At 72.5% G+C, this 13,394-nt stretch carries 15 protein-coding genes and 1 pseudogene; 8 read left to right on the top strand and 8 right to left on the bottom strand.

Going from position 1 to position 13,394, the window contains the following annotated elements; genetic code table 11:
- Positions 1–83 precede the first annotated feature (83 nt).
- On the top strand, positions 84–1,499 hold the full coding sequence (locus ABZ385_RS24530) for a SpoIIE family protein phosphatase (protein ID WP_358913168.1): 1,416 nt from the start codon (positions 84–86) through the stop codon (positions 1,497–1,499).
- 33 nt (positions 1,500–1,532) lie between these two features.
- Here ABZ385_RS24530 and ABZ385_RS24525 read toward each other — a convergent pair whose 3' ends face one another.
- From ABZ385_RS24525 to ABZ385_RS24505, 5 genes are all read right to left on the bottom strand, one after another.
- Positions 1,533–1,862, bottom strand: a complete 330-nt coding sequence (locus ABZ385_RS24525) for a DUF2516 family protein (RefSeq protein WP_358586179.1) — start codon at positions 1,860–1,862, stop codon at positions 1,533–1,535.
- Between the two features lie 169 nt (positions 1,863–2,031).
- Positions 2,032–2,688: a hypothetical protein gene (locus tag ABZ385_RS24520; RefSeq protein WP_358586177.1), complete on the bottom strand. Its 657-nt coding sequence runs from the start codon at positions 2,686–2,688 to the stop codon at positions 2,032–2,034.
- Positions 2,689–2,721: 33 nt separating this feature from the next.
- Entirely contained in the window at positions 2,722–3,159 is a 438-nt protein-coding gene (locus ABZ385_RS24515; protein WP_358586175.1) for a helix-turn-helix domain-containing protein, read from the bottom strand.
- A gap of 199 nt (positions 3,160–3,358) precedes the next feature.
- Positions 3,359–4,084, bottom strand: a complete 726-nt coding sequence (locus tag ABZ385_RS24510) for a class I SAM-dependent methyltransferase (RefSeq protein WP_358586174.1) — start codon at positions 4,082–4,084, stop codon at positions 3,359–3,361.
- Positions 4,085–4,098: 14 nt separating this feature from the next.
- Positions 4,099–4,470, bottom strand: coding sequence for a VOC family protein (locus ABZ385_RS24505; protein WP_358586172.1), 372 nt, complete (start codon positions 4,468–4,470; stop codon positions 4,099–4,101).
- A 401-nt stretch (positions 4,471–4,871) separates the two neighbouring features.
- Between ABZ385_RS24505 and ABZ385_RS24500 the strand changes: the two genes are divergently transcribed.
- The 4 genes from ABZ385_RS24500 (at position 4,872) to ABZ385_RS24485 (ending at position 7,242) form a co-directional block, all read left to right on the top strand.
- On the top strand, positions 4,872–5,990 hold the full coding sequence (locus ABZ385_RS24500) for a MerR family transcriptional regulator (protein ID WP_358586170.1): 1,119 nt from the start codon (positions 4,872–4,874) through the stop codon (positions 5,988–5,990).
- 129 nt (positions 5,991–6,119) lie between these two features.
- Positions 6,120–6,368 (top strand): SCO4226 family nickel-binding protein, encoded by a 249-nt coding sequence (locus tag ABZ385_RS24495; RefSeq protein ID WP_358586168.1) that lies wholly within the window; start codon positions 6,120–6,122, stop codon positions 6,366–6,368.
- A 24-nt stretch (positions 6,369–6,392) separates the two neighbouring features.
- Positions 6,393–6,815, top strand: a complete 423-nt coding sequence (locus ABZ385_RS24490; RefSeq protein WP_358586166.1) for a helix-turn-helix transcriptional regulator — start codon at positions 6,393–6,395, stop codon at positions 6,813–6,815.
- 10 nt (positions 6,816–6,825) lie between these two features.
- Positions 6,826–7,242: a VOC family protein gene (locus ABZ385_RS24485; RefSeq protein ID WP_358586164.1), complete on the top strand. Its 417-nt coding sequence runs from the start codon at positions 6,826–6,828 to the stop codon at positions 7,240–7,242.
- An 84-nt stretch (positions 7,243–7,326) separates the two neighbouring features.
- On the opposite strand, the gene ABZ385_RS24480 is transcribed toward ABZ385_RS24485, so the two are convergent.
- Positions 7,327–8,361 carry a helix-turn-helix domain-containing protein gene (locus ABZ385_RS24480; protein ID WP_358913166.1) on the bottom strand — a complete coding sequence of 345 codons (1,035 nt, stop codon included), beginning with the start codon at positions 8,359–8,361 and terminating at the stop codon, positions 7,327–7,329.
- Positions 8,362–8,562: 201 nt separating this feature from the next.
- Between ABZ385_RS24480 and ABZ385_RS24475 the strand changes: the two genes are divergently transcribed.
- Positions 8,563–9,414, top strand: a complete 852-nt coding sequence (locus ABZ385_RS24475; RefSeq protein ID WP_358913164.1) for a serine protease — start codon at positions 8,563–8,565, stop codon at positions 9,412–9,414.
- A gap of 49 nt (positions 9,415–9,463) precedes the next feature.
- Positions 9,464–10,414, top strand: coding sequence for a helix-turn-helix domain-containing protein (locus ABZ385_RS24470; RefSeq protein ID WP_358913163.1), 951 nt, complete (start codon positions 9,464–9,466; stop codon positions 10,412–10,414).
- Between the two features lie 477 nt (positions 10,415–10,891).
- Here ABZ385_RS24470 and ABZ385_RS24465 read toward each other — a convergent pair whose 3' ends face one another.
- Positions 10,892–11,476, bottom strand: coding sequence for a TetR/AcrR family transcriptional regulator (locus ABZ385_RS24465; protein WP_358584850.1), 585 nt, complete (start codon positions 11,474–11,476; stop codon positions 10,892–10,894).
- 225 nt (positions 11,477–11,701) lie between these two features.
- Here ABZ385_RS24465 and ABZ385_RS24460 point away from each other — a divergent pair, with 225 nt between their 5' ends.
- Entirely contained in the window at positions 11,702–12,403 is a 702-nt protein-coding gene (locus ABZ385_RS24460) for a peroxiredoxin-like family protein (RefSeq protein ID WP_358913161.1), read from the top strand.
- Here the strand turns inward: ABZ385_RS24460 and ABZ385_RS24455 are convergent.
- Positions 12,364–13,354, bottom strand: a pseudogene (locus ABZ385_RS24455) (helix-turn-helix domain-containing protein). The gene ABZ385_RS24460 and the pseudogene ABZ385_RS24455 overlap by 40 nt on opposite strands.
- Positions 13,355–13,394 lie beyond the last annotated feature (40 nt).

Raw genomic sequence — 13,394 nt, 5'->3', positions numbered from 1 at the left:
GCGCGGCTACCGCTAAGGTCCCTCGTCGGTGCCGCGTCGACCTGCGTGGCGCCATGCCCTCGGGGGGAGGGAAGGAACCAGCGATGTCCGCACCCATACCGCGGCAGAGAGCGATCCCGGCCGCGGAAGGCGGTCAGGCCCATCCGGCGCCCCCGCACGACGCGGCGACGCTCCCACGCCCTGCGCCGACGCCCGCGCGGGACGCGCCGATGCCCCCGTACGACTCGGCGGGCGCCCCGCACCGCACGGCGCCCGTCCGCAACACCTCCGCGGACGGCGGCAGCCTCAGCCTGCTCGTGATCGAGGACGACCCGGGGTCGCTCAGCGTCCCCCGGCTCCTCGACTCCGCGGGCAAGCCCATCCGCATCCGCACCGCCCGCAACCTCACCGAGGCCGAGCGGCTGCTCACCGACGACGTGCACTGCATCCTGCTGGACCTCGCCCTGACCGTCCCCGGCCCCGGCACAGGCCCCGGAACCGGAACCGGCACCCCCGAGGCGGGCGAGGCGGGTGAGGACGAGCTGGCCGCCCTGAAGCACGTGCTGCGCCTCGCACCCCGCCACGCCGTCCTCGCGCTCACGGCCAACGACGACTCCGAGCTGGGCGCCGAGGCCGTACGCGTCGGCGCCCAGGACTACCTCTACCGCGACGAGCTGGACGGGCGGCTGCTGGGCCGCGCGATCCGGTACGCGGTGGAGCGCAAGCGCGCCGACGTCGCCCAGCGCCAGCTGACCGAGTCCCGGCTGCGCGCCCAGGAGAACGCCCGCCTGGAGCGCGGCCTGCTGCCGACACCGCTCCTGGACGGCTCACCGCTGCGGTTCGCCGCCCGCTACCGCCCCGGCCGCTCCCGCGCGCTGCTCGGCGGCGACTTCTACGACACCGTCCGCACCCCCGACGGCTCCGTCCACGTCATGATCGGCGACGTCTGCGGCCACGGCCCCGACGAGGCCGCGCTCGGCGTGGAGCTGCGGATCGCCTGGCGCGCGCTGACCTTCGCGGGGCTCTGCGGCGACGAGCTGCTCTCCACCCTCCAGAAGGTCCTGGAGCACGAGCGCGCCGACGACGAGATCTTCGCGACGCTCTGCACCGTCGACATCGCCCCCGACGGCCGCCGCGCCGGACTCTGCCTCGCCGGCCACCCCGCGCCGCTGATCGCCCGCGAGGGCCGCCTCGCGGAACTCCTGCCGTACGAGGACGGGGGCCCCGCCCTCGGCCTGCTGCCGCGCGCCCGTTGGCCGCGCCGACAGGTGGAACTGGGCGGGAAGTGGAGCCTGATGCTCTACACGGACGGCCTGATCGAGGGCCGGATCGGCCAGGGCAAGGAACGCCTGGGCCAGGAGGGCATGGTGAAGATGATCCGCCGCCAGCTCGCCTCGGGCCTCCAGGGCGACGCACTGCTGGAGGCCGCCGTGAACGAGGCCCGGGACCTCAACGGCGGCGACCTGACGGACGACGTGGCGGTCCTGCTCCTCGACCGCGCCCCCGGCGGCACGCGCTAGGCCTGCGCTAGGCCCTGCGCCGGGGCGGAGGGACTACCGGCCGCCGTTGTATGGCCCGTACGGCCCGTCGCTGCTGGAGCCGCCGCGGCGGCCGCCGCCGGTGATCTGCCGGATCGCGGGACGCACGTCCACCATGTAGACGATGGTGGCGACGAGGCCGATGATCGGCAGGAACGACAGGATGTCGAAGATCAGGTTCACCACGAAGGCGAGCCCGAGGATGATCAGCCAGAACGGCTTGGTCTTCTTGTCCGCGGCCCGATAGGCGTCCTCGCGCCGGACGGCGGCGTCGATGAGCGCGAATCCGCTGAACACGATCAGGGCCAGCGACAGCAGCCACATGAAGTTCGCGAACCCCTGCATCAGCACAACGTCCACCACCAGTCTCGGCTCGTCATCACGCGGCCACCGTACCCGCTACCCCGTCAACGGGGCGGACACCCGATGAGTGCACGCCCCGTCCGGTACTGCTCCTCGGCCGGTACTACTGCTCGGCCTACTACTGCTCGGCCTGCTGCTCGGCAGGGACTGACTACTTCGCGGGCGGCGTGATCTTCTTCGCCGCCGTCGTCTTGCGGGCCGGCGCCTTCTTGGCGGCGGGCTTCTTCTCCGGCACGGCGGCCACGGCCGGCGCGCTCGCCGGCTCCGAGGCGCTCACCTCGGACGGCGACGCGGACGGCGACGCGGACGGCGCGTCGGCCGGCACCGTGACCTGGTCCGTCGCCTCCGGCTGCGCGTCCGGCTCGACCGTCTCGGCCAGATCGAGGATCTCCTCGGCGGCCTCGCCGCGCCAGGTCCGGACGGTCTGCTCGCCGTGCTCGGCGACCTCGTCGTACTTCTCGCGGGCCTTGACCGCGAGCTCCGCGGCCACGCCGACGCCGCGCAGGGCGAGGTCCTGGGCGGTCTCGCCGAGCTTCTTCAGGTCGGTGTCCAGGGAGCCGAGCACTTCGGTGACCTTGGCCTGGAGGGTCTCCTGCGCCTCCTTGGCGCGGGCGGCGGCCTTGTCCTGCACGGCCTTGGGGTCGGTGTTGCGCACCGCCTCGAAGCGGGAGGGCGCCTCGGCGATCAGCTGCTCGACGATGCCCGGCACCTTCTTCGCCTGCTGGAAGGCGAGGTCCGCGGACCCGGCGACGAAGTATGCGGGGGTGGTGTTGGTGAGGGTCTTGCGCAGGTCATCGGTGATGGCCATGACGATGGTCCTCCCGGAGTCGCGTCGGCTGGTTCAGCTGGGGGGTGTGGGCTTGGGGCCGGCATCACTGCCGTCGGCGGCGGCGTCCTCGGCGCCGGGGTCCTCATCCGCGTACGCCGCGTTCTCGAAGCCGTTCTCCTTGCGGAACGACTCGTAGATCTGCAGCAGTACTTGCTTCTGGCGTTCGTTGAGGGAGGGGTCGGCGAGGATGACGGCGCGCGTCTCCAGCTCGTCCCGCTCCTTCTCGTCGAGGATCCCGGCGCGTACATACAGCGTCTCGGCGGAGATCCGCAGGGCCTTGGCGACCTGCTGCAACACCTCGGCGCTCGGCTTGCGCAGGCCGCGCTCGATCTGGCTCAGATACGGATTGGACACCCCGGCGGCGTCGGCGAGCTGCCTGAGCGACAGCTGCGCCGTGCGCCGCTGCTCGCGCAGATACTCGCCGAGATTGCCGACGTTGAGTGATGCCATGCCTCGATGGTGCGCCACCCCCGCTAACTTTTGCAAGCACCTGCTTGCAAAAGTGCGCCACACCACTCGTCCGGCTCGGCCCGGGGGGTCCGGTCTCTGCTGGCCGGTTCAAAGCGCCTGTGCGGGTTGGCGCTGGATCCGCTCGCTGAAGTGAGAGAGTCCCGGTCGATCTGCGCGGTGAGGCTTCCGCGGTGTCGGCCTACGGACGGCGCGCGACGAAGACGAACTCCTTGCCCGGTCTGTCGGGCGCGTCGCGCACGCCCTCCACCTCATGGCCCTGCGCGATCAGCTCCGTCTCGACCTCCTCCCGCTCGCGGAAGCGCAAGGTGGAGTCCGAGGTCAGTACCTGCCCGTCGGCAGCGAACACGTAGGTCCAGCGGAACGTCACCAGCGGTTCATTCACCTCGACCACCTGGACCCAGCTTTCGACGGCGCCGACATCAGGGATCTCTGTCACGCGATACGAGGCTTCGCGATTCCACTCTTCCCAGGCGCGTCCGGCTGGATTCCGGGTCTCGAACACCAGACGGCCGCCAGGCCGCAGTGCTTCGTACGCGCCGCGCAGGGTCTCGTGCCATGCCTGCGGATCAAGGATCTGCTGGGCGGCGTTCGCGGTCATGGTCGCCAGGTCGACGCGCAGCGGCGGGAGTGTCGACGCGTCACCACAGATCCAACGCACCAGTTCGCCGCCCCGCTTGGCCCGGGCCACGTCGAGGGACGCTTGGGCGGGATCGACCCCAACGACCTCGATCCCGCGTCCAGCCAGCAGCAGCGCGAACACTCCCGTCCCACAGCCGATGTCCAGCACCTGGCGTGCCCCGAACTCCTCCGTCATCCGGACGTACGCGTCGAGATCGCGGCGAGCGGGGTCGAGCGGGTCGTAGATCGCGGCAAGCCGTGGATGCCCGAAACATTCGTCAGCCATGTGGCACCCCGCCATCAGCTCACGACGATGCAGAAGGGATGCCCAGCGGGGTCGGTCAGGACTCGGGCCTTGTCTCCGTGCGGCTGGTGGGGCGGCTTGGCCGCGCCCAGTTGCAGCAGGCGGGTCTCGGCGTCGTCCAGGCTCTCCGTGACCTTGAAGCAGAGGTGAAGTTGCTGCGGGACGATCTGGTCGGGCCAACTCGGAGCCCGGTAGTCCTCGACCCGCTGGAAGCCGATGAAGAGTCCGTCCTCACGGTTGAGACCGGCGAACCCGGCGTCCGACTTCGGGTGCGGCTCCCAGCCGGTGGCCTGCTGGTAGAACGCCGCCAGAGCCAGCGGGTCAGGGCAATCCAGCGTTATCGCGACGAGTTCCATCTGCGGGTTCATGAGGCCTCCGAGTCGATCAGTGGACTTCCGTGCATGCCATGGCGGCGGCCGCCGACGGGTGAGCCGTTCAGCCGTCAGCACAGCAGGTCAGGACCGCACCATGCCAACAGTTATCTGGGACAGGACACTCGCGGCGGTCCTGTGCCTGCGCTGTCCACAGGCGAGTTCCGCCGGGGCCGGGGTCGCCCCGGCCTCTCTCGCCCCTGAGCGCGCACCTCTCCGAGGTTTCTGCCCTTCGGAGCCGCCGGTTCGGCCTGACTGAGGGTCTTCTCGATCCACCGTCGACGGCCCCACGGTCGGCAGCCACCGGTCGGGCGGGACACTGGTTGACCTTCACCTTGGGGGAGGCCACAACATCGGTGGGGCCGGGCGACGTGCCCGGCATGAGGAGGAGAGCGGGCATGGGGCTGCTGACCATCGGGGCGTTCGCGAAGGCGTCCCGCCTGTCACCGAAGGCGCTGCGTCTCTACGACGAACTCGGTCTGCTGGTCCCCGCTCGCGTCGACCCGGTGACCGGTTACCGCCTCTACGCCCCGGAACAACTGGACCAGGCCCGGCTTGTCGCCTGGCTCCGGCGCCTGGGCATGCCCCTGGCCCGCATCCAGCACGTCTGCACGCTGGAGGCAGGCCCGGCAGCCCGGGAGGTCCGCGCGTTCTGGGTCCAGGTCGAGGCCGACACCGCCGCCCGGCGAGACCTCGCTTCCTTCCTCGTCGACCATCTGTCCCGGAAGGACCCCGCCATGACTCCGACCACCGAGCCCCTTGGACTCCGCTACGCCGCTCTCTCCGACCCGGGCCTGGTCCGCGAGAACAACCAGGACACCGCCTACGCGGGATCCCGCCTGCTCGCCGTCGCCGACGGCTTCGGCAGCGGTGGAGCGCCCGCGAGCGCCGCGGCCGTCGACACGCTCAAGCGCCTCGAAGCCGACGGCATTCCAGCAGGCGATCTGCTCAACCGCCTGGAAGACGCCGTCGAACAGGCCAAGCAGGCCGTCAACGGCGTCGCCGGACACCCCTCGCCGTCCGAGGACGCCGGCACCACACTCACCGCGATGCTCTGGACCGGCTCGCAGTTGGCCCTCGTCCACATCGGCGACTCCCGCGTCTACCTCCTGCGCGACGGAGAGCTGTTCCAGATCACACACGACCACACCATGGTCCAGTCGATGGTCGATGAAGGACGCCTCAGCCGGGAGGAAGCCGCCTCCCACCCCGAGCGGTCCCTGCTGATACGCGCGTTGGGTCACGGAGCCGATGGCACCCCTGATATGCGCCTGCACGACGCCCGGCAGGGTGACCGCTACCTGCTCTGTTCCGACGGCCTTTCCACCGTCGCGCCGATCGAGGACATCCGCCGAGTGCTGTGCGGGATCAGCGAGCCCGAGCAGGCGGTCCGCGAACTCGTCGCCCTCGCCAACGGCTCCGGGGGCCCCGACAACGTCAGTTGCGTGGTCGCCGATGTCGTGGCACTCCAGCGAGAGGAGTGCGCGGCACACACTTCGAGTGGCAGTGGGCGGTGAGCGGCCCTCGCCTCGTCCCACGGCCGATGGGACAGGACAGCTCGGCAGGCGGACGATGGAGTAAGCGGAGCAGTTCCGAACGCCCGAGTTCGTACGTGACGCGCGTACGCCGGAAGGAGGTGCGACGCCATGTCGCAGTTCATGGACGTCCACCACGGGATGAAGGGCATCACGGCCGACCAGCTGAAGCAGGCGCACCAGGCCGACCTCGCCATCGAGAAGGAAGAAGGCGTCCACTTCCAGAAGGCCTGGGCGGATCCGGAGACCGGCACGGTCTACTGCCTCTCCGACGCCCCCTCTGCCGAAGCGGTCCAACGCGTCCACGAACGGGCGGGCCACAAGGCCGACGAGGTCCACGCCGTCCCGCTCACGGTCTGAGCGGACCCCGGTAACGTGCCCCCCGTGACCTCCCTCCCCGATCTGGTGCGGCTGCGGCAGGCGCGGGACCGTATGGACCGTGACTACGCGCAGCCCCTCGACGTGCCGGCGCTCGCGGCGCAGGCCCTCATGTCCGCGGGGCATTTCTCGCGCAGTTTCCGGGCCGCCTACGGCGAGACGCCGTACAGCTATCTCATGACCCGCCGGATCGAGCGCGCCAAGGCGCTGCTGCGGCGCGGGGACCTGTCGGTGACGGAGGTCTGCATGGCCGTCGGCTGTACGTCGCTCGGGTCGTTCAGCTCGCGGTTCACGGAGATCGTCGGGGAGAGCCCGAGCGCCTACCGCGCCCGCGACCACGGGACGGGCGCCGCCGTGCCCGCCTGCCTCGCCAAGATCTACACCCGACCGGTCAGGAACGGAGAAGCGAAAACTCCCGCCGCTCCCTAGCGTGAGGGGCATGGAAATCAACCTCGCACAGTGCTTCATCGCCGTCGACGACCACGACAAGGCGCTCGCCTTCTACCGCGACGTACTCGGCCTGGAGGTGCGCAACGACGTCGGGTTCGAGGGCATGCGCTGGGTGACCGTCGGCTCGCCCACGCAGCCCGGCGTCGAGATCGTCCTCGAACCGCCGCTCGCCGACCCGAACGCCACCGCGGCCGACCGGCAGGCCATGGCCGAGCTGATGGCGAAGGGCCATCTGCGCGGCGTCATCTTCCGCACCGACGACGTCGACGCCACCTTCGAACGCGTCCGCGCGGCGGGCGGTGACGTCCTCCAGGAGCCGATGGACCAGCCGTACGGCGTGCGCGACTGCGCCTTCCGCGACCCGGCCGGCAACATGATCCGCTTCAACCAGCCGAAGGGCGGATGACACGGCAGCGCACCGGAACCGCCCCGCGCGGGTCCCGAGGGTCCGATGGGTCGGACCGCATGAGTCGCGTCGTCGCCGGCGTCATCACGGCCGCGGGGGCCGTTCCGGCCAGGTGATGCCGGACACCACTGCGCGGAACGCCGCGCGGTAGGTGGTGGGGCTCGTGCCGGTGGAGCGCTGGAAGTGGTGGCGCAGGTTGGCGGGGGTGCCGAGGCCGGTGCGAGCCGCGATGCGTTCCACCGGGTCGTCGGTGCGTTCCAGGAGCCGCTGGGCGCGCTGGATGCGCGTACGGAGCAGGTACTGGAGCGGAGTGAGCCCCGTATCGGCGCGGAAGCGGCGCGTCAGGCTGCGCACGCCGAGCCCCGCGCGTTCCGCGATCACGTCGAGGGTCAGCGGGTGGTGGAGGTTCGCCTCCATCCACCGCGTGACCGGTTCGAGACTGCTGCCCGGCGGGGTGACGGCGTTGTACGCGGCCTCGGCGGCGCCCTGGCCCGCGTCCGGACCGCCCCCGCCGTCGGCCCCCTCGGCGCCCTCCGGTTCCGCGTGCAGACGCAGGAACAGTTGCCGTTCCGTCTCGATGGCCACGGCCTGCCCGTGGTCCAGGGTGATCAGGTGCAGACAGAGGTCGACGCCTCCGAGGACCCCGGCCGCGCTGTGGAAGGGGCCGTCCGCCACGGCCGATCCCTCGGGGTCCACGTGGACACGGGGGTACAGCCGGGCCAGCTCCCGCGTGTGCCGCCGGCTGGTGGCCGCCCGGCGGCCGTCCAGGAGACCGGTGGCCGCGAGCGTGAACGTGCCGGTCCCGACGGCGCAGACGCGGGCCCCGCGCGCCGCCGCGGCCCGCAGCGCGTCCGCGACCCCGGGCGGCGGCGCGGCACGGAAGCCCTCGTGACCCGGCAGCACCACCGTGTCGGCGTCGTCGAGTCCCTCCGTGCCCCAGGGCGTGTCGAGGCCGAAGGGCGCGGGGCCACCCGTGCCCCGAAAGCCCGGCGCCGCGCAGATCCGCACCTCGTACGCGACCGGGTGGTGGTGCCTGGCCGCCGTCGCGAAGGCCGTCCCGGGGGCGGTGAGCTGGTGGCCCGGGACCCCGTCGAGGGCGAGGACGGCGATCAGTGACATGTCCGGAATTTAGCCGAGGGTGACATCGCGGCCGCTGTTGGCGTGCGCCACCCGCGACGGATGATCGCAGCGCGGTGGGACGCGGGCGCACGGCCGCCCCGTCCGCGCACCGCTCCCTCCCCTTCTGCTTCTGCTTCTGTTTCTGTTTCTGCTTCTGCTTCTGCTTCTGCTTCTGCTTCTGCTTCTGCGAAAGGCCTGCTCATGCACCGTACGGACCTGTCCCCCGCCGGCCCCGGAACCCGCTCGCGGCGGGGGCCGCGCCGCCTGCTCGCCCGGGGCGCCGCGACGCTCGGCGCGGCCGCGGTCCTCGGCGCCACGGCGATGACCGGCAGCGCGAGCGCCATCGTCAACGGCGAGGACGCCACCCAGCACTACTCCTACATGGCGACCGTGCCGGTCGAGGAGTACGGCGCCCAGTGCGGGGCGACGCTGGTCGACGCCCGCTGGGTCCTCACGGCCGCGCACTGCGTCAATCCGGAGCTGGCCACCCTGACCGGCAAGGTCCGGGTCGGCAGCGGGCACCGCACGACCGGGGGTTCCGTCCGGAACATCGACAAGATCGTCACCGCGCCCGGCTATGTGCAGGACATGACCGGAACGACGTACAACAAGAACGACCTCGCGCTGATACGCCTGGACCGTCCCGTCACCCAGAAGCCCGTCCGCATCGCCGACAAGGCGGGGCCGGTCGGCACGCCCACCCGCATCCTCGGCTTCGGCACGGTCGTCGAGGCACCGACGCTGGAGGACGCGAGGTTCCCCGACCGGCTCCAGCAGCTGGACACCCGCAGGGGCGCGCCCGGCGACTGCGACCCGGGCTGGGCGGGCCGGACGCGGCTGTGCACCGTCAGCCCGAAGCCGAAGGCCATGGCGTGCAACGGCGACTCCGGTGGTCCGCAGCTCCAGCGCGCGAGGAACGGCCGCTGGGAGCTGATCGGCGCCACCTCCGGGCCGGGCGGCGTCCGCGAGGGCTGCGGGACCGGACCGGGCCTCTACTCGAACGTGCCCGCCTTCAAGAGCTGGATCGAGCAGACGATCCGCCAGGGCCACTGACCCCCGAGACGACCGGCCGGCGGGCCGCGCGAGTGGTTGGATGCCGGACATGTCAGTGATCGCCGTCCTCGCCCTCGACGGGGCCCCGGGGCAGCACCTCACCACGCCAGGCCTGGTCTTCGGCACCGCCTGCCGCGAACACCCCGGCCTGTCCTACGAGGTCCGGCTCTGCGCCGCCCCCGGGTTCCGGGCGGCGGGCGGCCCGGGACCAGCGCTCCCCGTCCGGCCCCCGCACGGCCTCGAAGGGCTGGCGGACGCGGACGTCGTCCTGGTCCCGGGGCCGGGCGGCCGCCAGGCCGGGCGGCCTCCAGAGGACGTCGTCGCCGCGCTGCGTGCGGCGGCGGGGCGGGGCAGCCGCCTCGCCGCCGTCGGCACCGGCACGTTCACGCTCGCCGCGACCGGGCTGCTCGACGGGCGGCGCGCCACGACCGGCTGGCGGCATGTGGAGGAGCTGGCCGCCCGGTATCCCCGTATCGACGTCGACCCCGCCGGCACGGCCGTCGAGGACGGGCCGTTCTGCACGGCGGCCGGGGTCTTCGGGGGCCTGGACGTCTGTCTGCGCCTGCTGGCCCGCGACCACGGCCGCCACGTCGCCGGGCAGACGTCGCGGGAGCTGATCACGCCGCTGCACGGGGACGCGGACAGCGTCCAGGAGGCCATCGACCGGGAGGTCGCCGAGAGCGCGGGACTCGACCCCACCCTGCGCTGGATCGGGGCGCACCTCCACCTCCCGCTCACGCTCCCCGAGATCGCCGCCCACGCCGGGACGAGCGTCTCCAGCGTGACGCGCCGTTTCCGCGCCCACACCGGGCTCAGCCCGCTCCAATACGTCCTGCGTGCGCGGTTGCACGAGGCGATGCGGCTGCTGCGGGAGACGGACACGCCCGTCGAGGGTGTCGCCGCCGCGACCGGGTTCACCTCGCCCGCCGCCCTGCGCCACCACTTCCGCGCGCTCACCGGCACCACACCCCGCGACTACCGCCGCGCCCATACCCCGTGAGCGCGGACCCGGGCGGGGTCTGCGGGTGTCCGCCCCCGCCCGACCCCGGCGGCACCTCCGGCGCCCGTACGCGGACCCGGCGCATGACCACGTCCTTTTGGGTACTTGGCGAAGAGCGCGTCTGGGGCCAATCTGGTGACCACTCCGCGACGCACGGCAAGGAGGTTCGGTGACAGAGCGTCAGGGTGCTTGGGAGAGACAGGGCTTCACGGGAGGTCCCGTCCGGGACTCGGGCTGGAACGTCGGGGCCGGCGCGCCACGCGGGCGCCGCTGAACCGGGCCGGCCCGCGGGCGAGACCCCGTCCAGGACAGCGGGGCGGCCGGAACACCCGACCGCCCCGCGCCCGTACCCCAGGCCGTGGCCCCGCTCCCGTACGCCGGCCCCTCGCACCGCCCCCGTACGCCAGGCCCTTGCCCCGCACCCCCGTACGCAGGCCCTCGCACCGCCCCCTCAGCAGATCGGGCCCTCGCCCCACGTCACCCCAGTGACGCGAGCGCCGTATCCACCGTCCCCCGCAGTTCCGCCGCTTCCGCGCCCGCCCGGGAGCGCAGGTTCACGCCGTACGCGAGCAGCGCCAGGAGCTCGGCGGCCGCCGGTACATCGGCTGCGGGCGCCAACTCGCCCTCCGCGCGCGCCGCTTCCAGCGCGACCCGCATCGCGTCCCGCAGCTGCTCGTGGTGCTCCTCCAGGAGGGCCCGCACCTCGGGGTCGGCGCGCTCCGCGCCCACGTGGGCGTTGACGACCATGCAGCCCCACCCCGCGTAGGGGCCCGAGCAGCGCAGCTCGATCAGCGCGTCGAAGAACGCGCGCACGGCGGGCAGCCCCCGGCCGTCCTCGGCGACGGACCGGAACCCGCGTCGGGAGTGGTCCCGCACATAGCGGCGCAGGGCGGCCAGATACAGCTCGCGCTTGCCGCCGAACGTGGCGTACAGGCTGGAGCGGTTGAGGCCCGTCGCGCTCGCCACGGCCTGGATGGAGGTCGTGGCGGCGCCGTGCTGCCAGAAGAGCCGGACGACGCGGTCGAGCGCCTCGTCCGGGTCGAAGTGCTTGATGTCGGACATGAGTTGGGGCTCCCCGCGCTGCCGTACTGCCATCACGCCGTACCGCCGTACCGCTGTCCCGCCGTACCGCCGTACCGCGAACACCGTCCCACCCATTCTTGGACCGGCAATTCCAAGATACCCCTTGACGCCAACCCCATCCTCTCAGCATCCTGAAACGACCGTTCCAAGTTCCCCGCGTCCGACGCGGACCGGAACGCGGAACCCGCCCACGAAAGGCCCCACATGAGCCTCAAGGACGACCTCCGCGACCTGTACGTGAACGGCCACCGCAGACTGCCCCAGGACGTCCTGGAGGTCATGGACCGCGGCGCGGCCCAGCTCCTCGCCACCCGCCTCGCCGAGAAGGCCCTCGGCGCGGGCGAGCACGCCCCCCGCTTCACCCTCGACTCCGCCACCGGCGACAAGGTCTCCCTGGACGCACTCCTCGCCGAGGGTCCCGTCGTCCTGACCTTCTACCGCGGCGCCTGGTGCCCCTACTGCAATCTCGCCCTGCGCGCCCTCCAGCGGCACCGGGACGACTTCGCCGCCCGCGGCGCCCACCTCGTGGCCGTCTCCCCGCAGATCCCGGACGAGAGCCTCGCCCTGACCGAGAAGGAGCAGCTCGGCTTCCCCGTCCTGTCCGACATCGGCTCCCGCGTCGCGAAGGAGTTCGGGATCGCCTTCGACCTCTCCGACGAACTGGGCGCACTCTACGACCGGCTGGGCTTCGAACTGCACCGCGTGAACGCGGGCCACCACCGCACGCTCCCCCTGCCCGCCACCTACGTCATCGACCGCGCCGGAGTCATCCGCTGGGCGTTCGTCGACACCGACTACACCGTGCGGGCCGAGCCCTCCGACGTCGTGGCGGCCCTGGACGCGATCGGCGCACCGGGCGACCCCGGTCAGGCCGCGGGGCGGCGGCTGAAGAACGAGCGGCGGTAGTCACCGGGCGAGACCCCGACCTGCTTGAGGAAGTGGTGCCGGAGGTTGTTCGCCGTGCCGAGGCCGCTCAGTTCGCCGACCTTCTCCACCGGCAGGTCCGTCGTCTCCAGGAGTTCCTGGGCCCGCGCGAGGCGCTGGCCGAGCAGCCACTGGAGCGGGGTCGTGCCGGTGGCTGCCTGGAGGCGGCGGTAGAAGGTGCGCGGGCTCATCGCCGCCCGGCGCGCCAGGTCGTCCACGGTCAGCGGCCGGTCCAGGCGGGCGCGGGCCCACTCCAGCACCGGTCCGAGGCCCGCGCCGTCCGTCGCGGGCACGGACAGGTCGATGAACTGCGCCTGGCCGCCCGGCCGGTGGGCGGGCACCACCATGCGCCGCGCCAGCTGGTTGGCGACGTGCGCGCCGAGGTCACGGCGCACCAGGTGCAGGCACAGGTCGAGGCCCGCGGTCAGCCCCGCGCTGGTCAGGACGTCGCCGTCGTCGACGTAGAGGACGGATTCGTCGACCGTCACCTTCGGGTAGCGGGCGGCCAGTTGGGCGGTGTGCATCCAGTGCGCGGTGGCCCTGCGCCCGTCCAGGAGGCCGGCCTCGGCGAGCGCGAAGGCGCCGGTGCACAGGGACACCATGCGGGCGCCCGCCCGGTGCGCCGCGCGCAGGGCCTCGGTCAGGCCCGGCGCGAGCGGCCTGCCCTCCTCCAGGCACGCGTCCGGCACGGAGGTGACGACGACGGTGTCCGCCCCGACGAGGCCCTCCAGGCCGTAGGGGGTGCGCAGCGCGACGCCGAACGCGCCCCCCGCCTCCTCCCGCTCGCCCGCACAGCCGCAGGTCGTACCAGTGGTCGGACAGATCGGGCTGCGGCTTGCCGAACACCGTGCAGGGGATGCTCAGTTCGTACAGGTCCCAGGACGGGACCCCGATCTCCTCGGCCACGACCACCGCGACGGAACCAGCGCTCATCCCGCGAGCGTACGAGGCCCGGGGGCACCCCCCGGACCAC

It is taken from the genome of Streptomyces sp. NPDC005898 (assembly GCF_040629635.1).
Taxonomy (GTDB): Bacteria; Actinomycetota; Actinomycetes; order Streptomycetales; family Streptomycetaceae; genus Streptomyces.
The sequence above is the reverse complement of the archived record's forward strand: the minus strand, read 5'-3'. Positions and strand labels throughout refer to the sequence as shown.